General features: G+C 69.6%; 22 protein-coding genes. 10 read left to right on the plus strand and 12 right to left on the minus strand.

Annotated features, from left to right (window positions below; translation table 11 throughout):
- Positions 1–108: 108 nt before the first annotated feature.
- Positions 109–660 (minus strand): isochorismatase family protein, encoded by a 552-nt coding sequence (locus ACWGJB_RS30300; RefSeq protein WP_453383240.1) that lies wholly within the window; start codon positions 658–660, stop codon positions 109–111.
- Positions 661–763: 103 nt separating this feature from the next.
- On the opposite strand from ACWGJB_RS30300, the gene ACWGJB_RS30305 reads away from it, so the two are divergent.
- A complete protein-coding gene (locus ACWGJB_RS30305) occupies positions 764–1,321 on the plus strand; it encodes a GNAT family N-acetyltransferase (protein WP_453383450.1) in 558 nt (185 codons plus the stop codon).
- On the opposite strand, the gene ACWGJB_RS30310 is transcribed toward ACWGJB_RS30305, so the two are convergent.
- The 9 genes from ACWGJB_RS30310 to ACWGJB_RS30350 form a co-directional block, all read right to left on the minus strand.
- Positions 1,318–2,853: a type VI secretion protein gene (locus ACWGJB_RS30310; protein ID WP_453383241.1), complete on the minus strand. Its 1,536-nt coding sequence runs from the start codon at positions 2,851–2,853 to the stop codon at positions 1,318–1,320. The two genes, ACWGJB_RS30305 and ACWGJB_RS30310, sit on opposite strands and share 4 nt — an antisense overlap.
- A gap of 13 nt (positions 2,854–2,866) precedes the next feature.
- Positions 2,867–4,285, minus strand: a complete 1,419-nt coding sequence (locus ACWGJB_RS30315; RefSeq protein ID WP_453383242.1) for an ATP-binding protein — start codon at positions 4,283–4,285, stop codon at positions 2,867–2,869.
- A gap of 14 nt (positions 4,286–4,299) precedes the next feature.
- Positions 4,300–5,859: an SCO6880 family protein gene (locus tag ACWGJB_RS30320; RefSeq protein WP_351328465.1), complete on the minus strand. Its 1,560-nt coding sequence runs from the start codon at positions 5,857–5,859 to the stop codon at positions 4,300–4,302.
- Positions 5,856–7,205 carry a hypothetical protein gene (locus ACWGJB_RS30325; protein WP_453383243.1) on the minus strand — a complete coding sequence of 450 codons (1,350 nt, stop codon included), beginning with the start codon at positions 7,203–7,205 and terminating at the stop codon, positions 5,856–5,858. Before ACWGJB_RS30325 ends, ACWGJB_RS30320 begins: the two co-directional genes overlap by 4 nt.
- Positions 7,195–8,034 carry a hypothetical protein gene (locus tag ACWGJB_RS30330; RefSeq protein ID WP_453383244.1) on the minus strand — a complete coding sequence of 280 codons (840 nt, stop codon included), beginning with the start codon at positions 8,032–8,034 and terminating at the stop codon, positions 7,195–7,197. Before ACWGJB_RS30330 ends, ACWGJB_RS30325 begins: the two co-directional genes overlap by 11 nt.
- Positions 8,035–8,175: 141 nt before the next feature.
- On the minus strand, positions 8,176–8,484 hold the full coding sequence (locus ACWGJB_RS30335; RefSeq protein WP_351328461.1) for a hypothetical protein: 309 nt from the start codon (positions 8,482–8,484) through the stop codon (positions 8,176–8,178).
- Positions 8,485–8,833: 349 nt separating this feature from the next.
- Entirely contained in the window at positions 8,834–10,144 is a 1,311-nt protein-coding gene (locus tag ACWGJB_RS30340; RefSeq protein WP_453383245.1) for a S53 family peptidase, read from the minus strand.
- A gap of 449 nt (positions 10,145–10,593) precedes the next feature.
- Positions 10,594–11,961 carry a S53 family peptidase gene (locus ACWGJB_RS30345; protein ID WP_453383246.1) on the minus strand — a complete coding sequence of 456 codons (1,368 nt, stop codon included), beginning with the start codon at positions 11,959–11,961 and terminating at the stop codon, positions 10,594–10,596.
- Positions 11,962–12,279: 318 nt separating this feature from the next.
- Positions 12,280–12,882 (minus strand): TetR/AcrR family transcriptional regulator, encoded by a 603-nt coding sequence (locus tag ACWGJB_RS30350; RefSeq protein WP_453383247.1) that lies wholly within the window; start codon positions 12,880–12,882, stop codon positions 12,280–12,282.
- A 109-nt stretch (positions 12,883–12,991) separates the two neighbouring features.
- Here ACWGJB_RS30350 and ACWGJB_RS30355 point away from each other — a divergent pair, with 109 nt between their 5' ends.
- The 5 genes from ACWGJB_RS30355 (at position 12,992) to ACWGJB_RS30375 (ending at position 17,719) form a co-directional block, all read left to right on the plus strand.
- A complete protein-coding gene (locus tag ACWGJB_RS30355; protein WP_453383248.1) occupies positions 12,992–13,900 on the plus strand; it encodes an oxidoreductase in 909 nt (302 codons plus the stop codon).
- A gap of 121 nt (positions 13,901–14,021) precedes the next feature.
- The gene (locus ACWGJB_RS30360; RefSeq protein WP_453383249.1) at positions 14,022–14,783 is read left to right on the plus strand and encodes an SDR family oxidoreductase; all 762 of its coding nucleotides are present in this window, start codon (positions 14,022–14,024) and stop codon (positions 14,781–14,783) included.
- Between the two features lie 186 nt (positions 14,784–14,969).
- Positions 14,970–15,740, plus strand: a complete 771-nt coding sequence (locus tag ACWGJB_RS30365; RefSeq protein ID WP_453383250.1) for a trypsin-like serine peptidase — start codon at positions 14,970–14,972, stop codon at positions 15,738–15,740.
- Between the two features lie 73 nt (positions 15,741–15,813).
- A complete protein-coding gene (locus ACWGJB_RS30370) occupies positions 15,814–16,833 on the plus strand; it encodes a C40 family peptidase (RefSeq protein ID WP_453383451.1) in 1,020 nt (339 codons plus the stop codon).
- Between the two features lie 193 nt (positions 16,834–17,026).
- Positions 17,027–17,719 carry a phosphatase PAP2 family protein gene (locus ACWGJB_RS30375; protein ID WP_453383251.1) on the plus strand — a complete coding sequence of 231 codons (693 nt, stop codon included), beginning with the start codon at positions 17,027–17,029 and terminating at the stop codon, positions 17,717–17,719.
- Positions 17,720–17,973: 254 nt separating this feature from the next.
- Here ACWGJB_RS30375 and ACWGJB_RS30380 read toward each other — a convergent pair whose 3' ends face one another.
- The gene (locus ACWGJB_RS30380) at positions 17,974–19,536 is read right to left on the minus strand and encodes an FAD-binding oxidoreductase (RefSeq protein ID WP_453383252.1); all 1,563 of its coding nucleotides are present in this window, start codon (positions 19,534–19,536) and stop codon (positions 17,974–17,976) included.
- 365 nt (positions 19,537–19,901) lie between these two features.
- On the opposite strand from ACWGJB_RS30380, the gene pstS reads away from it, so the two are divergent.
- From pstS to pstB, 4 genes are all read left to right on the plus strand, one after another.
- Entirely contained in the window at positions 19,902–21,032 is a 1,131-nt protein-coding gene (pstS, locus tag ACWGJB_RS30385) for a phosphate ABC transporter substrate-binding protein PstS (RefSeq protein WP_453383253.1), read from the plus strand.
- Positions 21,033–21,175: 143 nt separating this feature from the next.
- Complete coding sequence (gene pstC, locus ACWGJB_RS30390; protein ID WP_453383254.1) at positions 21,176–22,183, plus strand: phosphate ABC transporter permease subunit PstC; 1,008 nt, start codon at positions 21,176–21,178, stop codon at positions 22,181–22,183.
- Positions 22,180–23,235 (plus strand): phosphate ABC transporter permease PstA, encoded by a 1,056-nt coding sequence (pstA, locus tag ACWGJB_RS30395; protein ID WP_453383255.1) that lies wholly within the window; start codon positions 22,180–22,182, stop codon positions 23,233–23,235. Before pstC ends, pstA begins: the two co-directional genes overlap by 4 nt.
- A 39-nt stretch (positions 23,236–23,274) precedes the next feature.
- Positions 23,275–24,051, plus strand: a complete 777-nt coding sequence (gene pstB / locus ACWGJB_RS30400; RefSeq protein WP_351708834.1) for a phosphate ABC transporter ATP-binding protein PstB — start codon at positions 23,275–23,277, stop codon at positions 24,049–24,051.
- A 114-nt stretch (positions 24,052–24,165) separates the two neighbouring features.
- On the opposite strand, the gene ACWGJB_RS30405 is transcribed toward pstB, so the two are convergent.
- The gene (locus ACWGJB_RS30405; RefSeq protein WP_453383256.1) at positions 24,166–25,065 is read right to left on the minus strand and encodes a hypothetical protein; all 900 of its coding nucleotides are present in this window, start codon (positions 25,063–25,065) and stop codon (positions 24,166–24,168) included.
- Between the last annotated feature and the right edge of the window lie 78 nt (positions 25,066–25,143).

Below are 25,143 nucleotides of genomic sequence, written 5' to 3' on the forward strand. Positions count from 1 at the left end.
GTACTGCAGGGGGGACCCTGTGGGAGAGTAGGACACCGCCGAACAAATTTTGAGAAAGGCCCACGCCGTTATGGCGTGGGCCTTTCTGCGTTTACGGGCATGGTCCGGCTAGAACGTCACGTCCGCCGTGTCGACCGTGCCGCCCTTTCGGCCGGGGGCTTCCTGCCACTGCCAGTAGAGGTTCGTGTGCGAGATGACCTGCTGCGGCGCCGGCGCACCGTACGCGGTGAGGTCCTCCGTGGTGTGGGCGTCGCCGACCAGGGTCGCGTCGTAACCGCGGACCATCGCGCCGTGCAGGGTGGAGCGGACGCAGGCGTCGGTCTGGGCGCCGGTGACGACCACGCGGCCCACGCCGTGTTCGGCCAGGGCGGACTCCAGCTCGGTGTCCTCGAAGGAGTCACCGTAGCGCTTGTGGATGAGGGGCTCGGTGGCTTCCTCACGGGTCAGCTCCGGCACGTACTGCCAGGGGGCGCTGTCCGGCTTCAGTTCGTCGCTGGAGTGCTGGATCCAGATCACCGGGACCGCCTCGGAACGGGCCTTGGTGATCAGGGTGTTGATGTTGGCGATGACCTCGTCGCGGTTGTGGGAGCTGTCCACCACCCCGTTCTGCACATCCACGATCAGCAGGGCGGTGTTCGGTCGGTTCGGCAGAGTCGTCATGGCGTCCACAGTAGGCGGGGGCACTGACAGCGGGCCCTGTGTGAGCGTCGTAAACGAGGTGAGCGAGGTGGGCGGTGGCGGCTACCGTGGCCACATGAGTGCGATGACCAGCGGTGATTACGTTGTTCGAGCGATACGGGCCGAGGAGTGGGAGGACGTGAAGCGGCTGCGGCTGGTCGCGTTGCGGGACCCGGTGGCGCGTATCGCGTTCCTGGAGACCTACGAGGACGCCGTGGGCCGGCCGGACTCCTTCTACCAGGAGCGGGCCGCGCGGTCGGCCGAGGAACCGAGCGGTGCGCGGCAGTTCATCGCCCAGGCGGCGGACGGGGAATGGGCCGGGAGTGTGACCGTCCTCGTCGAGGAGGCCGGGTCCACGGACTGGGCCGGAGCCCGGGTCGAGCGGCGGCAAGGGCATGTGGTCGGGGTGTTCGTGCGGCCCGAGCACCGTGGGAGCGGGCTGATCAAGGCGCTGTTCGACGCTGGTGTGGCATGGGCGCGGGAACGGGGTGCCGAGCGGGTACGGTTGCTGGTGCACCAGGAGAACGCGCGGGCCCAAGGGGCCTACCGCAAGGCGGGGTTCGTGCCGAGCGGTGTACTCCTGCCGTTCGTCAAGGACGAGACGGAGAACGAGGTGGAGTTCGTTCTGGAGTGGCCGTCCTAGGCAGTCGGCTGGACCGGCAGTTCCCGGTGGGGCCAGCGGGAGCGGGCCTGTTCGTGGGAGCGGAGCAGCGCGAGGGTGGGCAGGCCCTGGTCGACGCCGGTGGCGAGCAGATCGGGGAGCTGGGGGAGCGGGGCCACGGCCGCGACGTCGTCCAGGACCAGGGTCAGTGGTGGGTCGAGCCGACCGGAGGATGACCGTTCGGCCATGCGCCGGCCGCGCTCGACCACGCTGGAGACGAGGGCCGTCAGGAGGGGCATCGCGCCGGGGTTGGTCCTGGGGTCCTCGATGGATTCACCGACCACATAAAGCGTGCCCCCTTCGGCCACGAAGGAATCCAGGGCGAGGGCATCGGATCGGTTGGGTGTGCAGGCTTCGCGGATGTTGACCGTGAAGAGGGCGGCGAGCGCCCGGGCCGTCAACTCCTGTGCGATGTCCCGGCGTTCGGGGTGGGAGGTGAGTGCGGCTTCGAGTTCGCCGGCCGCCCCGGGGGCCGCCTTCGGGTGGGTGCGGAGGGTTCGTACGGCGTCCTGGACGCCGCTGCCCTGTGCCCAGCGGTGGACGTGGCGGACCGTGCGGTTCTCCAGGGCGGCGGCGTGGAGGTAGCTGCGCAGGAGGGTCTCGGCCGTGTCGGTGACCGCCTGGTCGATCTTGGCGGTGGGTTTCACGGGGGTGAGGAGTGCCTGGGCGCGCAGGACCGCGGTCTGCTTGTCCTCGCAGTTGGCCGTGGGGGACCAGTGGAAGCGGGCCGGGGTGTCGCAGAGGTGGTTGGGGTCGTAGAGGAGGACCGGGCCGAGCTTGGCCCGGGCGTCCTTGGTGTCGGACCAGAGGGCGGGGTTCGAGGTGACGACGAGGGTGGGGCCGTCCGCGTCGCGGACGGCCTGGGTTGCGGTGGTGCGGCGGGTGTCCTTGGGTGCGATGTGGATTTTCGCCCACCCACCCACTCGTTCACCGTTGGCAGAGGGGTGAGCGTAGAAGCCGTCGGGGGTCGCGCCGGTGTGCACTCCAGCTGCGTGTTCGACTCCGGATTCCGGGACCGTTGACTCCAGGACGATCGTCTCGGGGGCGGTCGGCGTCTGCCGCGGTTCCGGTTCTGTGCGGGGTTCCGGTTCTGTGCGGGGTTCCGGGACCGGCGTTGTCGTATCCCCGAGCTTCTCCGCCGTCCGTCTTCTTCTCCCCGCACGCCATCTCGCCACCGTGCCCATCACGAAGATCGTCAGGACCAGCAGGATCATCAGCTGGCCGATGAACAGGCCCCAGAACAGGCCCCATCCCGACAGCTGGGCCGGCGGTGTGTCCGGCCAGGCGCCCGTGATGTCGTGCGGTTCGCCGACGAGGTGGCGCATCGCGAGGGGGGTGTGGGAGAGGTCGACGGTCGACGGCCAGGCGCCGTGGGAGAACCAGGCCGCCAGGCCGGTCGCCGTCCACACCATTACCGTGATGCCGAGCAGGAACGCGAGTATGCCGATCAGCAGGCCGTCGGGGATGCCGCCGCCGCTCTGCTGTTCGCGCTCCTGCCGGGGGTCCGGTCTCACGATCGGGTCCTCCCTACGCCACCGTCGATTCCGAGTCGCCGAGGTGCTGTTCGACGAAGGCCGCCGCCCGCTCCTCCGCCTCCAGTTCGGCGGCGCGCAGGGCGTCGTCGGCGGCGGCGAGATGGTCGGCGGACGACTCGGTCATCGCGCGGTCGGTGAAGACGAGCGGGCGCTCTGTCTCGGTGATCAGGTGTTTGACCACCTGGACATTGCCGTTGACGTCCCAGACGGCGATGCCGGGGGTGAGGGTGGGGATGATTTCCACCGCCCAGCGCGGGAGGCCCAGTACCCGGCCGGTGGCGCGCGCCTCGTCCGCCTTCTGGGCGTAGATCGTCCGTGTCGACGCCATCTTCAGGATCGCCGCCGCCTCCTTCGCCGCCGCGCCGTCGACGACGTCGGAGAGGTGGTGGACGACCGCGACGAAGGAGAGGCCGAGCCGTCGGCCGAACTTCAGCAGGCGCTGGAAGAGCTGGGCCACGAAGGGGCTGTTGATGATGTGCCAGGCCTCCTCGACCAGGAAGATGCGCTTCTTCCGGTCGGGGCGGATCCAGGTGTGCTCCAGCCACACGCCGACGATCGCCATCAGGATGGGCATGGCGATGGAGTTGCGGTCGATGTGGGAGAGGTCGAAGACGATGAGGGGCGCGTCGAGGTCGATGCCGACCGTGGTCGGGCCGTCGAACATGCCGCGCAGGTCACCGTCGACCAGGCGGTCCAGGACCAGGGCGACGTCCAGGCCCCAGGCCCGTACGTCGTCTATGGCGACGTTCATCGCCTCCGCGGACTCCGGCTCGGGGTGCCGTAGCTGCTCGACGATGTCCATCAGGACCGGCTGGCGGTCCAGGATCGTCTCGTTGACGTACGAGTGCGCGACCTTGAGGGCGAAGCCCGAGCGTTCGTCGAGGCCGTGGCCCATCGCCACCTCGATGATGGTGCGCAGCAGCGCCAGCTGGCCGGTGGTGGTGATCGACGGGTCCAGCGGGTTCAGGCGGATGCCGTGGTTCAGCGCCGCCGTCGGGTCGAGCCGGATGGGTGTTATCCCCAGCTCTTCCGCGATGAGGTTCCACTCGCCGACGCCGTCCTCGCCCTGGGCGTCCAGGACGACGACCTGGCGGTCCCGGAAGCGCAGTTGCCGTAGGACGTAGGTCTTCTCCAGGGCCGACTTGCCGTTGCCGGACTCGCCGAGGACCAGCCAGTGCGGGGCCGGGAGCTGCTGGCCGTAGAGCTGGAACGGGTCGTAGATGTAGCCCTTGCCGGAGTACACCTCACGGCCGATGATCACGCCCGAGTCGCCCAGGCCGGGGGCGGCGGTGGGGAGGTAGACCGCCTGGGCCTGGCCGGTGGAGGTGCGGACCGGGGAGCGGGTCGTCTCGACCTTCCCGAACAGGAAGGACGTGAAGGCTTCGGTGAGGACGGACAGCGGGTCCCTCATCAGCGCATCAGCCTCTACCTTCGGATTCCGGTGGCGAAGGGAAGTGTGTTCACGAAGGCGCGGTGGTGCTCACGGTCGCACCACTCCAGTTTCAGGTACGACTTTCCGGCGGACGCCCTTATCGTGCGTTTGTCGCGGTTGAGGGCCTCCGGGGTACGGGAGGAGACCGTGATGTAGCCGACCAGGTTGACGCCGGCCGCGCCGCTGGCCAGGTCCTCGCCGCGCTGGTCGAGGCGGTTGTGGGCGGCGATGTCGCGGGGGTCGACGGTCCGGTTCATCTTGGCGGCGCGGGACGCCTCCGCCTCGTCGTTGGTCTTCTCGGTCAGCATGCGCTCGATGGCCACCTCGGTGGGTTCGAGGTCCATCGTCACGGCCACCGTGCGGATGACGTCGGGGGTGTGGACGAGGAGGGGCGCAAGGAAGTTGACGCCGACGGGGGTCATCGGCCACTCCTTCACCCAGGCCGTGGCGTGGCACCAGGGCGCGCGGGTGCTGGACTCGCGGGTCTTCGCCTGGAGGAACGTCGGCTCCATGGCGTCCAGTTCGGCCGGCCAGGCGTTGCGCTGGGTCATCGCCTGGATGTGGTCGATGGGGTGGTCCGGGTCGTACATGGAGTGGATGAGGGAGGCGAGCCGGCCCTGGCCGAGGGGCTGGCGGACGCGGATGTCCGCCTCCTGGAGGCGGGAGCAGATGTCGGTGAGCTCGCGGGCCATGACGACCGCGAGACCGGCGTCGCGGTCCAGCTTGCGGCCGGACTGCGGGCGGGCCGCGCGGGCCATCGCCTGGGCCTCGGCGGCCAGTTCGCGGGAGTAGTGCATGCAGGCGACGAGGTAGGCGCGGTGCTGCTCGCTGCTGGTGGACACCATGGACTGCAGCTGGTCGTACGACTGCGAAAGCCAGCCCGGGGCCTTCTCGTCACCGCGCTGGGCGACGTCCTTGGCGTGGGCGTCGGGGTCGGCGGGGAGGGTGCGGGCGAGCATCTGGAGGCGGGTGACGAAGCCGTCGCCGTTGGCCACGTGCTTGAGGAGGGTGCCGAAGCGGTCGACGAGGGCTTCCTGGTCCTCGGAGTCGCGCAGGCCGACGCCGGGTCCCTCGATCTCGATGGCGGCGGTGACCGTCTTGCGGTCGGCGTGCAGCAGGACGGCGATCTCGTCCGGGCCGAACGGGGCGGCGAGCCAGCTGATCCGGCCGATACCGGGAGGGGGACCGATCTCGACCTCACGGCCGTCGATCCGGGTGCCGGCCTCGGCGGCCGTGGAACGGTAGACCGTGCCCTGGCGGAGCGTCCGCTTGAAACTGCGGTTGATCTCGAACCACTTGTAGAACGTACGGCGCTTGTACGGCACGTAGACCGCGGCCAGCGCGAGCAGCGGGAAGCCCATGAGCAGCACGATCCGCAGGGAGAGGACCGGGACGAGGAGCCCGCACATCATGCCGAGGAACGCGCCCGCGATGATCAGCACGATCTCGCCGGATTCACGGTTCCGGCCGACGATCGCGTTCGGCCGGGCGCGGCCGATCAGATACGTACGGCGGGGCGTGACCGGATGGGACAGATGGGACTCGGTCGTCAACGCCCTTCACCTCCCGAGCTGTTGTTGCGGGTGTTGCCTGCGTGCGGGCTGTTCATCGGGCTGGGCGCGCGGGGTGCGGGTGCGGCGGAGGGGACAGATCCGCCGCCACCACCGTTCGGGGTGCGCGTGCTGTGCGCGGCGACGCCGCCCGAGGCCGGGTTGGACGGGCGGGCACCGGAGGAGCCGGGGGCCTGGCCTCCTCCTCCCCCGCCGTTGTTGTCGGCGCGGGCGCTGTGCGTCCTGATGCCCTGGGCGACCAGGTTGGCGGGGCTGCTGATGACGGCGGCGGCCTTGCCCTCGGCGCCCTGCATGATGCGGTTGCTGCGGCCGGCCGCGATCTCGTCGCCGAAGCCGGGGACGAAGCGGTAGATCATCGCGCTGGCGAAGATGGCGAGCAGGATTATGGCGAGGCCGGAGACGACGGCGGAGAAGGCGTCGGGGCCGCCGTCGGAGGACAGGGCGCCGGCGAGGCCGAGCACTATCACGATGACCGGCTTCACGAGGATGACGGCGATCATGATGCCGGCCCAGCGGCGGACGTGGCCCCACAGGTTCTTGTCGACGAGGCCGGCGTAGACGACGGTGCCGAGGAGGGCGCCGACGTAGAGCAGGGCGGCCCGGATGACGAGCTCCAGCCACAGCACTCCGGCGGCGAGGATGCTGACCAGGGAGACGACGATCAGCATGATCGGGCCGCCGCCGATGTCGTCGCCCTTGCTGAGGGCGCCGGAGAAGGTGCCGAAGAACGTGTCCGTCTGGTTGCCGGTGGTCTTGGCGAGGACGTCGGTGACGCCGTCGGTGGCCGATACGACGGTGTAGAGGATGAGGGGTGTGAAGGCGGACGCCAGCACTGTCAGCCAGAGGAAGCCGACGGCTTCGGAGATGGCGGTGCTGAGGGGGACGCCTCGCACCGCGCGCTTGGCGACGGCCAGGAGCCAGAGCAGGAGCGTGAGGATCGTCGACGCGGCGAAGACGACGGCGTACTGCTGGAGGAACTTCTCGTTCGTGAAGTCGACGTTCGCGGTCTCCTTCACGGCGTCGCTGAGCTTGTCGACGGTCCAGGAGGCAGCCTTGGCACACCCCTGAGCAAGCGAGGAGAGGGGGTCGAGGGTGGAGGTTAGGGGGTCGGTGGTCCCACCACTTCCGCTGGTGCCGCTGTCGTTCTCGCAGTACTTCTTGGCGGGGCCGGCGATCAGTCCGCAGGAGTCGCTGCTGGTCGTGGGCGAGGGACTCGTGGAGGGGACGGGGGCCGCGAAGGCCTGGCCGGCCAGGAGGATGAGGGAGGCCTGCGCTGAGGCCACCAGGCCGGTCAGTTTGAGCGCACGGTGCTGCTGGCTAGCGAGCATAGGTGAACCCTCCGAACTCCTGGACCGCCTTGCTGATCTCGTCGGACCCGGACGCGGGGTTGTCGCCGGTGACTGGAGTCGGGCCGGTCTTCTGGCTGGACTCCAGGACCTTCCAGTCACCACCGTTCCAGCCGAGTTTCATGGTGACGGTGAACCAGTTGTTGGTCACGGGGGTGGTCGAGGTGTTGCCCGCGATGCCGAACAGACCGTTGCACCAGACCTCGACGGTGGCCGCGCTGTCGCTGTACGACGTCACCTTGGTGCCGACCGGCAGGGTGCGGTCGACGAACGTGGTGCCCGAGGGAGCGGAGCCGTCGGTGTTGAGGCCGACCTTCTTCAGGAAATCGGCCGAGTAGTCGGCGTCGAAGCCGGTCTGAAGGCTGTTCATCGTGGCGGGATCGGCGATGGTCTGCACGATCGCATGCCGTTCGGCCGTGTTGAACATGCTGTCGGAGCCGAGCACCGTCGCGTAGTTCGCCGCCGCGCTCTGCGCCCCCTGCGCACTGTGCGCGAACCCCGTCGGGATGCCTTCGGTGTTCTTTGTCTCCACCGGCTTCGTGCCGCTCGCTGCCGTTGACGAAGTCGTCGGCCGGCCCCCGTTGCCGGTGCCGCCTCCGGTGCCCGTCGCCGATGACGAGTCGTCGCCCCCGCCCCTGTTCGCGAAGGCGATCGCCGCGATGAGGAGGACGACCACGCCGACGACCGTGACCAGGCTTCTGGAGGAGGAGCGGCCGCCGCGGCGGGACGCGCCGCCGTACGGGTCGCTCTCGGGCAGGCGGGTGCGGGTGTGGCCCGTCTCCGGGTAGCCGGGCTCGTCTCCGAGGCTCATGCCGCGTACTCCCCCTCCACGTCGTACCGGAACGCGTAGCAGTACGACGGTAGCCGTGCTGGTTCCCGCGCGGGCGCGGTGTGGTGACTCGACATCAGGGAAACGCAACCTCGGAGCGGGGGAAAGGGAGGTGCAGATTGGCTAGACGGCCATGCCGTACACGATCGTGAACAGGGTGCCGAGTGAGCCGATGATGAAGACTCCGGTCAGTCCGGCGATGATGAGGCCCTTGCCCTGTTCGGCACTGAAGGTGTCACGGAGGGCCGTGGCGCCGATGCGCTGTTTGGCGGCGCCCCAGACGGCGATGCCGAGGCAGAGCAGGATGGCGACGGCCATGACCACCTGGATCATCGTCTTCGCCTCGTTGCCCAGGCTGCCGAAGGGGCCCCAGTCCGGAGCGATCCCGCCGATGATGGTGTTGATGTCTCCCTTGTCGGCCGCATAGAACACGTAAGTCACCGCCCCTGGTGGGTAGTTCCGTTCGCCCCTGCCGGGTGCAGAGGTCACGCATCATTCTCGCCGAAAACGTCGCCGGAGTATGTCGACTTGACGTCATCGATTGGCGGGTTTCGTACGAAAGGCTCGTACGGTCACTCTGTGTATCACGGCAGGTCACGCCGGGCAATGAGGCCTGAGCGGAACCTGTCGTGTGGTTCCGTCGTTGACCCCCTTTATGACCTGGCACGTTTGATGGGGGCCGGTCGGGTGAGGGGTCGAGACGATGTTCTCACGGTAGTCACGGGGAAAAGGCCAGTGGACCCCGGCCGATGCCAGGGTCCACTGGGTCGGTGACGGGTGCTCAGCCCGCGAAGGCCGTGACGCCCTCCGGGGTGCCCCAGCCGGTCGGACCGTCGTAGCCGGTCGTGGCGGTGCAGTAGTACGAGGTGGTGCAGGTCCCGTTGTTGCCGCTGGTCACGTCGTTGAGGTATGAGGTGCCGGCGTAGCTGTAGGGGAACTTGGCCGGGTAGGAGCCGCTGGACGGGGTGCCGGCCAGGGCGTAGACGCCCGCGATGATGGGGGCGGAGACGCTGGTGCCGCCGAAGGTGTACCAGCCGGCGGTGACGCCGTAGGAGTCGTAGACGGAGACGCCGGTCGCCGGGTCGGCCACCGCGGAGACGTCCGAGATCATGCGCTTGGTGCAGCTGGTGTCGGTCTGCCAGGTGGGCTTGGCGTCGTAGGCGGAGCAGCCGGAACCGGTGCCCTCGGTGCTGGACGTCTTCCAGACGGTCTCGGTCCAGCCGCGGGTGGTGGAGGAGGTGGAGAGCTTGGTGCCGCCCACCGAGGTCACGTACTTCGACGCGGCCGGGTACTCGGCGCCGTAGCCCTCGTCACCGGCGGAGACGGTGATGGCGACACCGGTGTGGTTGAAGTACGAGGAGTCGTACGAGGTGTCGGACGAGGACTCGCTGCCGCCGTAGCTGTTGGAGACGAACTTCGCGCCCAGGGTGACCGCCTCGTTCACCGCGGTGCCCAGGTTGGCCATGGTGGCGCTGGTCGCCTCGACGAGCAGGATGTTGCAGTTCGGGCAGATCGCGGAGGCCATGTCGAGGTCGAGGGAGATCTCCTCGGACCAGCCGGCGTCGGACGAGGGCAGCGAGGTCGTGGAGCCGGTCTGGCTGACCTTCTTGAAGCAGCCGTTGGCCGTGGTGCAGGCGGAGAGGCCGTAGTACGAGCGGTAGGTCGCGAGGTCGGACTCGGCGTTGGGGTCGTTGTACGCGTCGACGATCGCGATGGTCTCGCCCGAGCCGTTGGAGGCGGCGGCGGAGGTCAGGCCGTAGGCGGCCCGGAGGTTGGTCGGGCTGTAGCCGGAGGGGGTGGCGGCGTCGGCGGCCTTGGGGGTGACGCCGGTCTTCGCGGCCTGCTGCTTCTGGTAGGCGGTGAGGCCGCCGGTGACGCGGTAGGAGTTGCAGGCGAGTTCGCCCGTGTGCTTGGGGGTGGCACAGGGGGTCGCGGTGTAGGTCACCTTGGTGGAGGAGACGGAAGATGCCGCGTCGGCCTGGACGGCGGTGCCGAATCCGGTGAGCAGCAGCGCGGCCGTGGCCGCCGCCGCTGTGCCGATGCGGCGCCAGCTACCGCGTATGGACGGTCTGTTGGGGGGAGTGGAACGCATGCGTGCAGCCTCCTGAGTTCCGGTACGGGGTGGGAACAGGGGCGGTGCGGGTGCGATCTGGTGAGACCTCTTGCGTTGTGGTGCGATCTCTTGCGTTGCGGTGCGAAAGACCGTCGGTGCGGGTTCCCCGGCGGTCGGGCGGCGGCCCGCGAAGAGAATCCTTTGTTGAGTACGCGACAACAAGAGGCTTCAGGAATCATGACTTCCGCATTGCCGAACGAGGCGTTCGCGTGACTCGTCGATGGCCGCCCGTTGTCTTGCGGGTGACAGGCACTTGACTCAACTCACAGGCAGTTCAAGGGAGTTACCAAGGTGGCCAGGAACGCGGAAAAACGGGTCACGGCCGGCTGCCGTGACCCGTTTCCCTTTGCGTGCCGCCGAGGGGACCCCACGTCCCCCTCACGGTGGCGGCTCCCCGTGACCCGACGGGGAGGTCCTGCGGTCGGGGCTCAGCCGGTGAAGGCGTCGGTCCCTTCCGGGGTGCCCCAGCCGGTCGGGCCGTCGTAGCCCGACCTGGCGGTGCAGTAGTACGACGTGGAGCACGAGCCGTTGTTGCCGCTCGTCACGTCGTTCAGGGCGGAGGTGCCGGCCGCCGCGTAGGGGTACTCGGCCGGGTAGTCGCTGCTGCCCGGGGTGCCGGCCAGGGCGTAGACCGAGGCGATGATCGGCGAGGAGGCGCTGGTGCCGCCGTAGGTGTTCCAGCCGGTGCCGTCGGCGCCGTAGGAGTCGTAGACGGAGACGCCGGTGGCAGGGTCGGCGACCGCCGACACGTCGGCGATCATGCGCTTGGAGCAGCTGGTGTCGGTCTGCCAGGTCGGCTTGGCGTCGTAGGCCGAGCAGCCTGAGCCGGTGCCCTCGGTGCTGGACGTCTTCCAGACGCTCTCGGTCCAGCCGCGGCTGGTGGAGGAGGTCTTCAGGGCGGTGCCGCCGACGGCGGTCACATAGCGGGAGCCGGCCGGGTACTCGGCGCCGTAGCCCTCGTCACCGGCGCTCGCGGTGATGGCCACGCCCGCGTGCTTGTAGTACGAGGTGTCGTACGTCGTGTCCGACGAGGACTCGCTGCCGCCGTAGCTGTTGGAGACGAACTTGGCGCCCAGCTTGACGGCCTCGTTCACCGCGGTGCCCAGGTTGGCGTCGGAGGCCGACTTGGCCTCGACGAGCAGGATGTTGCAGTTCGGGCAGGTCGCGCTGACCATGTCGAGGTCGAGGGACTCCTCGCCGGCCCAGCCGCTGTCGGCGGAGGGGAGGGAGGTCGTCGAGCCGGTCTGGGAGACCTTCTTGAAGCAGCCGTTGTCGGTGGTGCAGTCCGACAGGCCGTAGTACGACCGGTAGGTCGCGAGGTCTTCCTCGGCGTTCGGGTCGTCGTACGCGTCGACGATCGCGACGGTCTCGCCCGAGCCGTTGGAGGCGGCGGCGGAGACCAGGCCGTAGGCCGACTGGAGATCCGAAGGGCCGTATCCGGTGGGGGAGTCGGAGGCGGCGTTCGGCTTGACGGTCTTCGGCGTCACGCCCTTGAGCGCGGCCTGCTTCTCCATGAAGGCGGTGGTGCCGCCGGTGACCCGCAGGGCGTTGCACGCGGCAAAGCCCTTCTTCGGGGTGGCACCGCAGCCGGCCTTCTCGTACTGCACATGGGCCTTGGCGACCTGGGCGGCGATGGCCTTGGCGCTGACCTTGTGGGTCGTGGTGGGGGTGGCCGCGGTGGCGTGCGCCGCGGTGCCGAGCCCGGCGACGAGGAGGGCGGCGGTGGCCGCGGCTGCCGAGCCGACGCGGCGCCATCTGCCGCGTATGTGGGGGGTGTTGGGGGTGGTCGTACGCAACGTACAGCCTCCTGGAAGAGGGGGACAGAGGCCTGCGGGTGGGGGCCACCGGTGTGGTTGCCGGTGGGGGCGGCGGCCCGCGACGACCATCGCGTTGTTCAGTACGCGACAACAAGGTGGGTTTCGGAATCCTGACTTCCGCGTTACTGAAGGACGGCCGGGGCTTACTGATCATTGGGCCGCGGATGGCCGGAAGTTGGGGTCCGATTGACCTGGGGGGTGCGCGCGGCAGGGGCTCAATGCGCGTTGACGGTGCATTGAGGACGTGTCAGACGGGCATTTGCCGTGCCGTTTCCGACCGTTGCGGGCCTGTCGGGCCTATCGGGGCTTCAGGCCGTGCAGTACGAGGTGGACGTGTTCGTCGAGTCCGGCCAGGGCCTCCTGGGCCGGCAGGGCGCAACCGGCGATGAGGGCGGCGAGGCCGTGGATGCTCGCGGCCGCGACGAGGGTGAGCCGTTCCGGGTCGCCCTCGACGATCTCGCCCCGGGCCTGCGCGTCGGCGACCAGCCGGGTGAAGGACCCCAGGGACGCGTCGATCACCTCGGCGGTCTGTACGGAGCTCTCCGGGTCGTGCTTGCGCGCGAACATCAGCTCCAGCAGCTCGGGGTGGTCCACCGCGAAGGTGAGATAGGCCCGGGCCAGTGCGCTGACCCGCGGTTCGAGGGGGGCGGCCGGGTCGTCGGCCGCGTCCAGGGCGCGCTGCAGGCGGTCGTACCCGCTGAGCGCGAGCGCGTCCAGCAGGGCCTGCTTGTCTTTGAAGTGCCGGCCGGGTGCGGCGTGGCTGACGCCGATGTCGCGGGCCAGTTCGCGCAGGGACAGCGCGGTGGCGCCCTTCTCGCGCAGGGTGCGTTCGGCGCTGGCGAGCAGGGCGGCGCGCAGGTCTCCGTGGTGGTAGGGGCGGCTTTGCGGCATGAAGGTCATCGTAACCCGGATGTTGGCGGTGCCAGCTTTGTTGGCACCGTCAGCTTTGTTGGCGTTGCCATCTTTGTTGTCATTGACAGCATTGTTGTCGACGCCTACATTGACGGGCATGGCGAAGAAGACTGGCACATGGAACGCATCCGACCTCCCCGACCTCTCCGGCCGTACGGCCATGGTCACCGGTGCCAACAGCGGCATCGGCTTCACTGCCGCGGACGCGCTGGCCCGGGCCGGTGCGCAGGTGGTGTTCGCGGTACGGGACCCGGAGCGCGGGCGCGCGGCCGCCGCGCGGGTGAACGGCAGTACGGAGGTGCGCCGCCTGGATCTGGCGGACCTGGCCTCGGTACGGGAGTTCGCGGCGGGCTGGGACCGCCCGCTGGACCTTCTGATCAACAACGCGGGCGTGATGATGCTCCCGGAGCAGTCCACCAGGGACGGCTTCGAGATGCAGTTCGGCACGAACCACCTGGGCCACTTCGCGCTGACGAACCTGCTGCTGCCCTACCTCACGGACCGGGTGGTGACGCTCTCCTCCGGGCTGCACCGCGGGGGCGACGGCGTGATCCACTTCGCCGACGTCAATCTGCGTGGCACCTACAACCCGAGCCGCGCCTACGCCCAGTCCAAGCTGGCGAACCTCCTGTTCACCCTGGAGCTCCAGCGCCGGCTGACGGAGGCCGGCTCCCCGGTCCGCGCGCTGGCCGCCCACCCCGGCTACGCGGCCACCAACCTCCAGAGCCACACCGCCAGCCCGCTGGCCCGGCTCGGGATGCGCCTCGGCAACCTCCTCGTCGCCCAGGACGACCGAGCCGGCGCGCTCCCCACGCTGTACGCGGCGACCCAGGACCTGCCGGGCGCCAGCTACGTCGGCCCGGACGGCATGGGCGGGATGCGGGGCGCGCCGGCCCTGGCCGGCCGCAGCCCGGCGGCGAGCGACCCGGTGGCGGCCCGCAGGCTGTGGACGCTGTCGGAGGAGATGACGGGGGTGACGTGGCCGCTCGGGGTCGAGGCCGTGTGACCGCGGCCAGGTACCCCGCCGCCCAGTACCCGGACGCCCGTCGGTCCGTCCGCACCCGCCGGATACGGTGAGCCGATACGACGGATACGGCGGATACGACGGTTCTCCGGGAGGTGGCCGGATGAGCGGTGGCGTGGACTTCGCGCTCGACGGGCGTACGGCCCTGGTGACCGGCTCCGTGCGCGGACTGGGCCTGGAGATGGCCCGGGGACTGGCGGGCGCCGGCGCGCGGGTGATCCTCAACGGCCGTGACGCGGCGACGCTGGAGGCGGTGGCCGGGCGGCTCCGCGACGACGGTCTCGACGCGGTGGGCGCGGCGTTCGACGTCACCGACCGTGAGGCCGCCGAGGAGACGGTGACCGCCCTCGGCGCGATCGACATCCTGGTCAACAACGTGGGCCACCGCGACCGGCGCGGAGTCCACGAGATGGCCCCTGACGAGCTGTCCGCACTCCTCGACGTCCACCTGACCTCGGCGTACGCACTGAGCCAGACGGTGGCCCGGGGGCTCGCCGCCCGAGGCACCCCGGGCCGCATCATCAACGTCTCGTCCGTGGTCGGCCAGCTCGGCCGCATCGGCGACGTCGCCTACGCCACGGCGAAGGCGGGCCTCGACGGCCTGACCCGGGCGCTGGCGGCTGACCTCGGACCCAGCGGCACGACGGTGAACTCGGTGGCCCCGGGCACCTTCGCAACGGACGTCAACGCGGAGCTGGCGGAGGACCCGGAGTGGGCGCGGTGGCTGCGCACGCGCACGGCACTGGGCCGCTGGGGCCGCCCCGCCGAGATCGCCGGCATCGTCGTCTTCCTGGCGAGCGACGCGGCGTCCTTCATCACGGGGCAGACGATCGCGGTGGACGGCGGGATGACCACGACGTTCTGAGCGGAGGTGCGAGCCCCCCGGCATTCCGTCCGAGGTCCGACCGTGCGGGGGGCGTGGCTGTCGGCCCGCCCGCGTGAAAGGGATCCGCGGCGCATCAGGCGGTCATTCCCCCGTCGCGCGGTTCACAGAAAAATCTCAGTGAAGCAGGGAACCGTTTCTCACCTTTGTGGGAGACAGTGGGCGCTGATGAAGCGCACCTCACGCATCTCTTCCGTCTCGCGCCGTCTCGCGCTCGGCGTGGCGGTCGTGCTCGCCGCCACCTCGGCCTCCGTGGCGGCCGCCGACGACGGGCCCGGGCCGTTCGAGGTCACCGCGGTGGTAGGGCCGACCGCGGAGAGCGCGCGGGTCGGGGCCCTGTTCGGCGCCGACAAGGCCGGGAGCCTGGCCGGCAACCACTTCTGCACCGCCTCCGTCGTGCACAGCCCGCAGCGGGACCTGATCGTCAGCGCCGCGCACTGCGTCGACGGTGACGACACCACCGGGCTTGTCTTCGTGCCGGGCTACCGGGACGGTCAGGCGCCGTACGGGGTGTGGAAGGTGGGGAAGCGGTACCTGCCCGACGGGTGGGCGAAGGGGCAGGACGAGGACAGCGATGTGGCCTTCGCCGCCGTGGACGAGCTGGGTGGTAAGAGGGTCGAGGAGGTGACCGGGGCCAACCGGTTCGTCAGCGGCATGGCCACCGGAGCCACCGCCGTGACCGTCACCGGGTATCCCGACTCCCGTGAGGTGCCCATCAGTTGCACCAACAAGCCCGTCGCCCGCAGCGCCACCCAGCAGCGGATCGACTGTCCCGAGTTCACCGGGGGCACCAGCGGGAGTCCCTGGGTGAACGGGGACCATGAGGTGGTCGGGGTACTGGGCGGCCACGAGCAGGGTGGTTCGACCGCCGACACGTCCTACAGTGTCGTGCTCGGGAGCGAGGCCGGCGAGCTGTACAAGGACGCCGTGGCCGGGTGATACGACGTCATGTGCGCCGTCCTGCTGTGAAATAGCGCCACTCTCCGCCGAAATGGCGTTGAACAGCCCTGACATGGGGGAGGGTTGGGGCGTGCGGAAAGTATGGGTGATCGGTGGCGCGGCGGTCGGCGTCGGGCTGAGCTTCGTCATGCTGCTCGTCGTCGGGGTGTACGTCGTCGCCGGAAACCTGCTGGGCGGCGCCGGCGGTGCCGGCAAGGCACTGGCCAAGGGAGCCGTACCGGCCGCCTACTCCACGCTCGTGCAGAAGTGGGGCAATCTGTGCTCCGCGATCAATCCCGCCCTGCTCGCCGCGCAGCTCTACCAGGAGAGCGGGTTCAACCCGAAGGCGCAGAGCGCGGCGGCCGCGCAGGGGATAGCTCAGTTCATCCCGGGGACCTGGGCCACCCACGGCATCGACGGCGACGGCGACGGGGACCGCGACGTCTGGGACCCGAATGACGCGATTCCGTCGGCCGCCTCCTACGACTGCCAGCTCGCCTCGTACGTCAAGGACGTCCCCGGCGACATCTCCGAGAACATGCTCGCCGCCTACAACGCAGGGGCGTACGCGGTCATCAAGTACAAGGGTGTGCCGCCGTACAAGGAGACCCAGAACTACGTCAAGACGATCACCACGCTCGAGGACAGCTTCGCCGCGCCCGTCAGCCGGCTCTCCCCGACCAGGCAGGCCGCCGGCGCCATCGAGTACGCCCAGAACAAGCTCGGCACCCCCTACCTCTGGGGCGGCAACGGCACAGCTCAGGAAGGCGGCCGGTTCGACTGCTCGGGTCTGACCAAGGCGGCGTACGCGAGTGTGGGGATCACACTGCCACGCGTCGCCAACGATCAGTACAACGCCGGTCCGCACCCCTCGCGCAAGGAACTGCTCCCGGGGGACCTGGTCTTCTTCTCCACCGACCTCTCCAACTCCCGCGCCATTCACCACGTGGGGATCTATGTCGGCGGCGGGTACATGATCGACGCGCCGTACACCGGGGCGGTCATCCGGTTCGACCCCATCGACGGCGCCGACTACTTCGGGGCCACCCGGGTCACCGAGGATGGCGCGAAAGCGCTGCCCACCACGGTGTGAACGGAGCGTATAACCCACCCCCTGAGCTGGGGCTTTGTATCTCTCTTCGATAACGTCTGCGTGATCATTCGGTGGAACGTGGAACGTAGTGATGGGGACCGTGCGTTCCTGTTGACGTAGCCGACCACGGGGGTGGCAGCGAGCGACGCACACGAGGTGCGTCCGGGACGACGACGAAGGGGCCGCAGGCACGATGGCTGTACTCGCCGAATCCGGATCCAACCCCGACGTCGACCTGCTCTACGACATCAACGGCCTGGCCAAGGACGCACCGCACTGGTTCGACCGGGCCATGGAGTTCGTCGGGGAGTACGGGCTGCTGGTCGCGATGGTGCTGCTGGTGGTGTGGTGCTGGTGGTCCGTGCGGCGCCGGGGGGACGAGGACACCGCGGGCACGATGGCCGCGCTGGTGTGGACGCCGCTCGCCGCCGCGATCGCCGTCCTCGTGAACGTCCCCATCCGCGGTTTCGTCGAGCGGCCCCGGCCGTTCCTCACCCACCAGGGGCTCGACGTCCTGGTCTCGGGCAAGACCGACTACTCGTTCGTGAGCGACCACGCGACGATCACCATGGCCATGGGCGTCGGGCTGTTCATCGCGAACCGCAGGTTCGGGCTGGCGGGGATAGGGCTGGCGCTGGTGGAGGGGTTCTGCCGGGTGTACATGGGGGTGCACTACCCGACGGACGTGGTCGGGGGGTTCGCTCTCGGCACGGCGGTCGTGCTCCTGCTGTCTCCGCTGGCCACGGCCGTGCTGACGCCGGTGATGAAGGCGGTGGAGTCGTCGCCGAGGGTGGGCCGGCTGGTGCGGCGCCGATCAGCGACGGTGGGGTTGGTACCGGGGGCCCGTCCGCCGGTGGAGTCAGAGGAACGCGACCTGGCGGCGTAGCCGGGGTGGGCGCTGGGGCGGGGGGTTTCGCTTACCGGCGCTGGGCAGGTGCCGCTGCGCCCACCCGTGCCGCCTGGCGGCACCTCCCAGGCCCTTGAGGCACTGGGGGAGGCACGATTGCCCGCAGCTATGTAGCTGACGCGACTACGGCGCCCCGTAAGGGGCGCGGGGCTGTGTCGATGTGCGGCTCCGCCGCGCGGGCGCGACCGGCCCCCACCGGCCCGCAGGTGCTCACCGAGCCGAGGCACCCCTCCCTACAACCCCTGCGCGTAAGAGAAGAACCGCTCCGGGTCGTACTGCTTCTTCACCTTGCCGAGGCGGGTCAAGGCGTCCCCGTAGTACGCCTTCTTCCAGTCGGTCAGCGTCGGGTCCGTGTAGTTCTGGTACGCCGCGCCGGAGGCGTACGGCTTCATCGCCGTGTGCGCCCCGTTCAGCCACGTCTGGCCCGAACCGCCGGAGGCCCCCGCCCCCCACGACACTATGTACTGCGCCAGCATCCGCGACCGCCGGTGCACGAACGCCGTCGCCGTCGGGGAGACCCGGTTCACCGCGCCGCCGAGCGCCGTGAAGGCGATGCTCCCGGCGCCGCCGCGCACCGCGCCGATCTGCCGCAGGGCCGTCTGGATGCCGGCCGCCGAGAGCGAGCGGTCGAAGAAGTCGGAGCGGGCCGCGTAGGTCTCCCGGCCCAGTTTGCCCGCCGTGGAGCGGCCCGGCGTGGAGCCGGGCAGGTGGCACTGGGGCTCGGTGGCGAAGGAGGAGCAGCCGGCGTAGCTCTCCATCGCCTCCTCGTAGCCGTGGCGGCGCAGCGAGACGGAGGAGGCGTTGGCGCCCGCCTTGTGGGCGAGGGCGTCCACCGCGTTCTGTAGTTCGCCGTACGTGCCCATCGAGAAGCAGGCGACGGAGACGCGCGGGCCGCTGCCCGAGTTCTCCAGGTGCAGGGAGGACCAGATCTCGTCCGGCTGGGAGGGGCCCCACTCCTGCCAGGCCTTGAGGACCTGCGCCGCCTTGGACCAGGGCCAGGTCAGGTACGCGGTCACGGCCTGCGGGGTGGGGTGGGTCCTGAACTGCAGCTCGGTCACGACGCCGAAGTTGCCGTTACCGGCCCCCCGCAGCGCCCAGAAGAGGTCCTTGTTGGTGCTCGCGTTGGCGACCACCTGCGTGCCGTCCGCCGTGATCAGCGTCGCCTGGGTGAGGCTGTCGCAGGTCAGGCCGTACGCGCGGGACGCGACCCCGTGGCCGCCGCCAAGGACCAGGCCGGAAACACCCACGGTGGGGCAGGAGCCCGCCGGGATGGTCACGCCCTTGGCCGCGAGGCCGCGGTAGACGTCGATCAGCTTGGAGCCGGCTCCGACGACCGCCGTGCCGCCGCTGACCCGGATGCGGTTGAGCTTGGAGACGTCGAGGACCAGGCGGCCGTCGCCCGAGGAGTAGCCCGCGTAGGAGTGGCCGCCGTTGCGGATCGAGATCTTCAGCCCGTGGGCCTGGGCGTACGACAGCGTGGTGCGGATGTCGTCCGCGTGGGCCACGTAGGCCACCGCGGACGGCTTCAGTCCGTCGAAGCGGGTGTTGTAGAGCTGGTGCGCCGTGGTCCAGCTCGCGTCGCCGGGGCGGATCAGGGTGCCGTCCAGGGCGTGGGCCAGGGCGGTCCAGTTGGCCGCGGCCGCTGCGCTGGTGGTCTTCAGTGCCGTACGAGAGGATGTGGACGCGAGTGGCGCGCCGGTCGTGTGGGATGCGGTGGCGCCGCCGGAGCTGCACCCCGTCAGTGCGGACGCCGCGAGGGCGGCCGCCCCGCCCGATATGAAGGTACGCCGTTCCATGCCCGTGCCTTTCGTCGGCTTTCGTGGGACGAGACGGCGTCCGTCGCACACGGGTTCCCGTGCGGTGTAACGAACGCTGTGACGTCGTAACGGCTGTGATGGCGAACGGCGAATAAATGTTCGCGCAACCCGGCGGTCGGAACCGGGGCGTGCCCTCACCGTGAGCGTTCCGTGACCTAACCGGGTCGACGGCAGGGGTTCACCCTCCGTTTACCTATGGCCATCGGCGCCTTCACCTGTTCTGCCTAATTTCGGCCGTACCCGATGCGGTGAGCGGTCCTAAATGACCAGTCAGGAGGCCCTCACCCCATCACGACTACTTCGCACGCCGCCGAAGGTGGCGCCCCTGGAAGGAACCCCTGAAAGTGAAGCTTCAGCGCAAGAACCGGCTGCGCGCCCTGTCTCTCGGTGCTGTCGCTGTCTCCGGCGCCCTGGCCCTGACGGCGTGCGGCTCGGACGACAACGGTGGCGGCAGCGGTTCGAGCACCTCCTCGGCCTCCGCGAACGCCAGCTCCATCAAGTGCGACGACGCCAAGGGCCAGCTGCTCGCCGACGGCTCCTCCGCGCAGAAGAACGCGATCGACGCCTGGGTGAAGGCCTTCTCCCAGGCCTGTGGCGTGCAGATCAACTACAAGGGCTCCGGCTCCGGCGCCGGTGTGACCGCCTTCACGCAGGGCCAGGTCGCCTTCGCCGGTTCCGACTCCGCGCTGAAGCCGGAAGAGGTCACCGCCTCCAAGAAGATCTGCTCCGGCGGCCAGGGCATCGACCTCCCGATGGTCGGCGGCCCGATCGCCCTCGGTTACAACGTCCCGGGTGTCGACAACCTGGTCCTGGACGCGCCGACGATCGCCAAGATCTTCGACAGCAAGATCACCAAGTGGAACGACGCCGCGATCAAGAAGCTGAACCCCGACGCGAAGCTCCCCGACCTCAAGATCCAGGCGTTCCACCGCTCGGACGAGTCGGGCACGACGGACAACTTCACCAAGTACCTGATCGCCGCCACCCCGTCCAACTGGAAGTACTCGGGCGGTAAGGCCTGGCAGGCCAAGGGCGGCCAGTCCGCTCCGCAGTCCGCGGGTGTCGCCCAGCAGGTCAAGCAGACCTCCGGCGCCATCGGCTACTTCGAGCTCTCCTACGTCTCGGACGGCGTCAAGGCCGTCTCCATCGACACGGGTGCCAGCAAGCCGGTCGCCCCGTCCACCGAGTCCGCCACCGCCGACATCGCGGCCGCCAAGGTCGTCGGCACCGGCAAGGACCTGGCGCTGCAGCTGGACTACAAGACCAAGGCCGAGGGTGCGTACCCGATGACCCTGGTCACGTACGAGATCGTCTGCGACAAGGGCAACAAGGCCGACACCCTCCCGGCGACCAAGGCGTTCCTGCGCTACATCGCCTCCGAGGACGGCCAGAAGGTCCTCTCCACGATCGACTACGCCCCCGTCCCCGACGAGATCATCGCCAAGGTCCGCACCACCATCGAGGGCCTGAGCTAAAGATCCGCGAGTGCGGCCGAGTTCCGTGAGGAGCCCGGCCGCACCGTCCGGTGCACCGCCGCCCGGAGCCGTACGCCCACAAGCCGGGGTGTGCGGCTCCTCCGAGCCGCCCCTCAGGACGGCTCCGCAGACCGGAGAACCCGATGGACATATCTACGCAGACGACAGACGCATCTCCCCCCACCCCACAGCCCGGCACGGCCGAGCAGAAGCGCAACGCCCGCGGTGCCACCCGGGTGGGTGACCGGGTCTTCCTCGGTCTCTCCCGTGGATCCGGCATCCTGCTGCTGGTGATCATGGCCGCGATCGCGGTCTTCCTCACCTACCGTGCCGCCCTCGCGATCAACCGCGACCACGGTAACTTCCTCACCACTTTCGAGTGGAACACCAACCTCATCCCGCCGACCTTCGGCATCGCGGTCCTGGCCTTCGGCACGGTCGTCTCCTCGATCATCGCCATGGCCATCGCCGTCCCGATCGCCGTCGCGATCGCGCTGTTCATCACGCACTACTCGCCGCGCAGGCTCGGCGGCACCATAGGCTTTGTGATCGACCTGCTCGCCGCGGTGCCGTCCATCGTGTACGGCCTGTGGGGCGCGCTGGTCCTGGTGCCGCACATGACCGGCCTGTTCGGCTGGCTCGACAAGTACTTCGGCTGGACCGGGATCTTCTCCTGGGACGGCGGTGCCCCCCGCTCGATGCTGACCGTCGGCGTCCTGCTCGCGATCATGATCCTGCCGATCATCACCAACGTGAGCCGCGAGGTCTTCCGCCAGGTCCCGCAGATGCACGAAGAAGCGGCACTCGCTCTCGGCGCCACGCGCTGGGAGGTCATCCGCATGTCGGTGCTGCCCTTCGGCCGCTCCGGCGTGATCTCCGCCTCGATGCTCGGCCTCGGCCGTGCGCTCGGCGAGACGATGGCCGTCGCCACCGTGCTCTCCCCGGACTTCTCGATCCACGCCAGCCTGCTCAACCCGGGCGGCGGCACCTTCGCCCAGAACATCGCCAGCAAGTTCAGCGAGGCGACCGCGGACGGCCGTGACGCGCTGATCGCGTCGGGTCTGGTCCTGTTCGTCATCACCCTGCTGGTCAACGGCGCGGCCCGCGTGATCATCCAGCGCCGCGCGGAGTACTCGGGGGCCAACGCATGAGCACCGCAGCAGTCAAGCGCCCCAGCACCCTGCAAGGCGCCACCCTCCCCAAGTGGTCCCCCTACGCCATCGTCGGCGGGTCCATCGTCCTCGGCGTGGTCATCGGCCTCGTCGGCGGCCTGGACAGCAAGATCCAGTGGGGCCTGATCGCCGCCCTCCTCTACGTCTTCGGCACCTACGGCATCGCCGCCCGGGTCGAGGGCCGCCGCCAGGCGAAGGACCGGGTCGCGACCTCGCTGGTCTGGGTCGCCTTCATCGTCGCCGTCGTCCCGCTGGTCTCCCTGATCTGGGTGACCATCTCGCGCGGTGTGAAGGTCCTGGACTTCTACTTCCTCAGCCACTCCATGGGTGTGGTCGCCGACGCCCAGCCCGGCGGTGGTGCCTACGCGGCCATCATCGGCTCCCTGGAGCAGGTCGGCCTCGCCACCCTGATCGGCGCTCCGATCGGCATCCTCACCGCGGTCTACCTCGTCGAGTACGGCCGCGGCCGGCTCGCCAAGGCGGTCACCTTCTTCGTGGACGTGATGACGGGTATCCCGTCGATCGTCGCGGGTCTGTTCATCCTCAGCCTCATGCTGATCTTCGACATGCAGCCCTTCGGCTTCGCCGGATCGCTCGCCCTGGCCATCCTGATGATGCCGGTCGTGGTCCGCTCCACCGAGGAGATGCTCAAGCTCGTCCCCAACGAGCTGCGCGAGGCCTCGCTGGCCCTGGGCGTGCCGAAGTGGCGCACGATCCTGAAGGTGGTCCTGCCGACCTCCATCGGCGGTATCACCACCGGTGTCATGCTGGCCATCGCCCGTATCGCGGGTGAGACGGCGCCGGTGCTGCTGCTGGTGTTCGGCAACCCGTTCATCAACAACAACCCCTTCGAGGGTGCGCAGTCGTCGCTGCCGCTGTTCATCTACCAGCAGTACGCGAACAGTGCCGGTGCCAGCGCAGGCTACGACCGTGCCTGGGCGGCCTCGCTCACGCTGATCGCCTTTGTGATGATCCTGAACCTGGTGGCTCGCGGCATCGCCCGCTGGAAGGCCCCGAAGACCGGTCGCTGACCGGCCTGCAGCGACCGACTCCCTGGAAGTGAAGAAGTAATGTCCAAGCGAATCGACGTAAGCGGGCTCACCGCCTACTACGGCTCCCACAAGGCCATCGAAGACATCTCGATGAACATCGAGCCGCGCACCGTCACGGCGTTCATCGGCCCCTCCGGCTGCGGCAAGTCGACGTTCCTGCGCACGCTCAACCGCATGCACGAGGTCACCCCCGGCGGCCGCGTCGAGGGCAAGGTCCTCCTCGACGACGAGAACCTCTACGGCGCCGGTATCGACCCCGTGTCGGTGCGCCGTGAGATCGGCATGGTGTTCCAGCGTCCGAACCCCTTCCCCACGATGTCGATCTTCGACAACGTGGCCGCGGGTCTGAAGCTGAACGGCAACTACAAGAAGAGCCAGCTCAACGACATCGTCGAGAAGTCGCTCAAGGGCGCGAACCTCTGGAACGAGGTCAAGGACCGCCTGAACAAGCCGGGCTCCGGCCTCTCCGGTGGTCAGCAGCAGCGTCTGTGCATCGCCCGCGCGATCGCGGTCGAGCCGAAGGTGCTGCTCATGGACGAGCCCTGCTCCGCCCTCGACCCGATCTCCACCCTCGCCATCGAGGACCTGATCGGTGAGCTCAAGGAGCGCTTCACGATCGTCATCGTGACGCACAACATGCAGCAGGCCGCGCGTGTCTCCGACCGCACCGCCTTCTTCAACCTGGCCGCCGTCGGCCAGCCCGGCCGGCTGATCGAGATCGACGACACGGAGCGCATCTTCTCCAACCCGTCGGTCCAGGCGACCGAGGACTACATCTCCGGCCGCTTCGGCTAGGCCGGAACCGACCCCTCGCGGTGCTGCATGGCGGTGCCACCGCGAGGATGCAAAAGGGCCCGCCCCTGGTTCCCAGGGGCGGGCCCGTCTGCGTGTGGGGCGGCGGGTTTGTGTTCACACCCTGTGGACGGGGAAGGCGACCGGTTCCGCTCCCGACTCCCGCAGCTTGTCCACAGCCTGTTCGACCGCCCGCGGGCCGGTCAGCCCCATGGTCTGCGCCAGCCGCCGCCAGGTCACCGCGTCCGGCCGGCCGCCGGGGTCGCCCGGGTACGGCCGCCCGGGCGCCGGCCGTTCGACGCAGTCGTGCGGCACCAGGGCGAGGGGATCGTCCGCGGCCGCGAACCGGACCACCGAGGCCGTGCTCCGGTCCACCCGCGTGATCTCCCCGTCGGGAAAGGTCGCCACGTCCCCCTCGAAGCCCAGCGCCCCCGCGCAGACCAGTGCCAGGGCGTCCGAGCAGTCGTGCACGACACTCGTGGCGAACTCCCGGGCCACGTCCGCGCCGACCTTCGTCCCCTCGGCCGAGGTCAGCGCGGACACGAACGCCCAGTGGTCGTCGGCCGACCCGGACCCCACCAGACAGACGGTGAAGTGCCCCAGCGGCGCGAGCAGCGCCTGTACGGCGTCCCCGGCGGGGCCGGGCGGCAGCAACCGCACCCCCGACCCGCAGGAACACCGGAACGGTCCGCCGACGGACACCACCTCGACGACGGGGTCGCCGAGCTCCCGCCGGAGCACGGCCAGCACGTCGAGGACGGCCGAGGTCGGCAGCTCCTGATCCACCAGCACCAGCTCGACGGGCGCCGCGTACGCCGCCCGGACCCAGTCCAGGTCCTGCGGGAGCGCGCCGAGCAGAGCGGGGGTGAGGCGTACGACACCCTCCGCGCCGCCGGCCGGCTCGCGCACGGCCCGGCCCTCGTCGCCGACGAGCACGACGGTCGACACCCGCTTTGCCGCGTCCGGCCGCCGCGCCATCGCCGCCGCCACGAAGTCCCCGAGGCCGTTGCCGGCCATGACATGAATCGTCCCTGTCCTCAGACCCACCGAAGCCTCACCGGTCCCGTTCCGGAGCCGCACAGGACGTACGACTTC

This window comes from Streptomyces sp. NPDC054813, assembly GCF_053611365.1.

Coding starts and splice junctions, on each gene's coding strand:
- ACWGJB_RS30325 (WP_453383243.1), bottom strand. CDS start 7,205: ATGCTCGCTAGCCAGCAGCACCGTGCGCTCAAACTGACCGGCCTGGTG.
- pstC (WP_453383254.1), top strand. CDS start 21,176: ATGGACATATCTACGCAGACGACAGACGCATCTCCCCCCACCCCACAG.
- ACWGJB_RS30370 (WP_453383451.1), top strand. CDS start 15,814: ATGGGGGAGGGTTGGGGCGTGCGGAAAGTATGGGTGATCGGTGGCGCG.
- ACWGJB_RS30340 (WP_453383245.1), bottom strand. CDS start 10,144: ATGCGTTCCACTCCCCCCAACAGACCGTCCATACGCGGTAGCTGGCGC.
- ACWGJB_RS30300 (WP_453383240.1), bottom strand. CDS start 660: ATGACGACTCTGCCGAACCGACCGAACACCGCCCTGCTGATCGTGGAT.
- pstA (WP_453383255.1), top strand. CDS start 22,180: ATGAGCACCGCAGCAGTCAAGCGCCCCAGCACCCTGCAAGGCGCCACC.
- ACWGJB_RS30350 (WP_453383247.1), bottom strand. CDS start 12,882: ATGACCTTCATGCCGCAAAGCCGCCCCTACCACCACGGAGACCTGCGC.
- pstB (WP_351708834.1), top strand. CDS start 23,275: ATGTCCAAGCGAATCGACGTAAGCGGGCTCACCGCCTACTACGGCTCC.
- ACWGJB_RS30380 (WP_453383252.1), bottom strand. CDS start 19,536: ATGGAACGGCGTACCTTCATATCGGGCGGGGCGGCCGCCCTCGCGGCG.
- ACWGJB_RS30330 (WP_453383244.1), bottom strand. CDS start 8,034: ATGAGCCTCGGAGACGAGCCCGGCTACCCGGAGACGGGCCACACCCGC.
- ACWGJB_RS30355 (WP_453383248.1), top strand. CDS start 12,992: ATGGCGAAGAAGACTGGCACATGGAACGCATCCGACCTCCCCGACCTC.
- ACWGJB_RS30405 (WP_453383256.1), bottom strand. CDS start 25,065: ATGGCCGGCAACGGCCTCGGGGACTTCGTGGCGGCGGCGATGGCGCGG.
- ACWGJB_RS30360 (WP_453383249.1), top strand. CDS start 14,022: ATGAGCGGTGGCGTGGACTTCGCGCTCGACGGGCGTACGGCCCTGGTG.
- ACWGJB_RS30365 (WP_453383250.1), top strand. CDS start 14,970: ATGAAGCGCACCTCACGCATCTCTTCCGTCTCGCGCCGTCTCGCGCTC.
- ACWGJB_RS30305 (WP_453383450.1), top strand. CDS start 764: ATGACCAGCGGTGATTACGTTGTTCGAGCGATACGGGCCGAGGAGTGG.
- ACWGJB_RS30375 (WP_453383251.1), top strand. CDS start 17,027: ATGGCTGTACTCGCCGAATCCGGATCCAACCCCGACGTCGACCTGCTC.
- ACWGJB_RS30315 (WP_453383242.1), bottom strand. CDS start 4,285: ATGAGGGACCCGCTGTCCGTCCTCACCGAAGCCTTCACGTCCTTCCTG.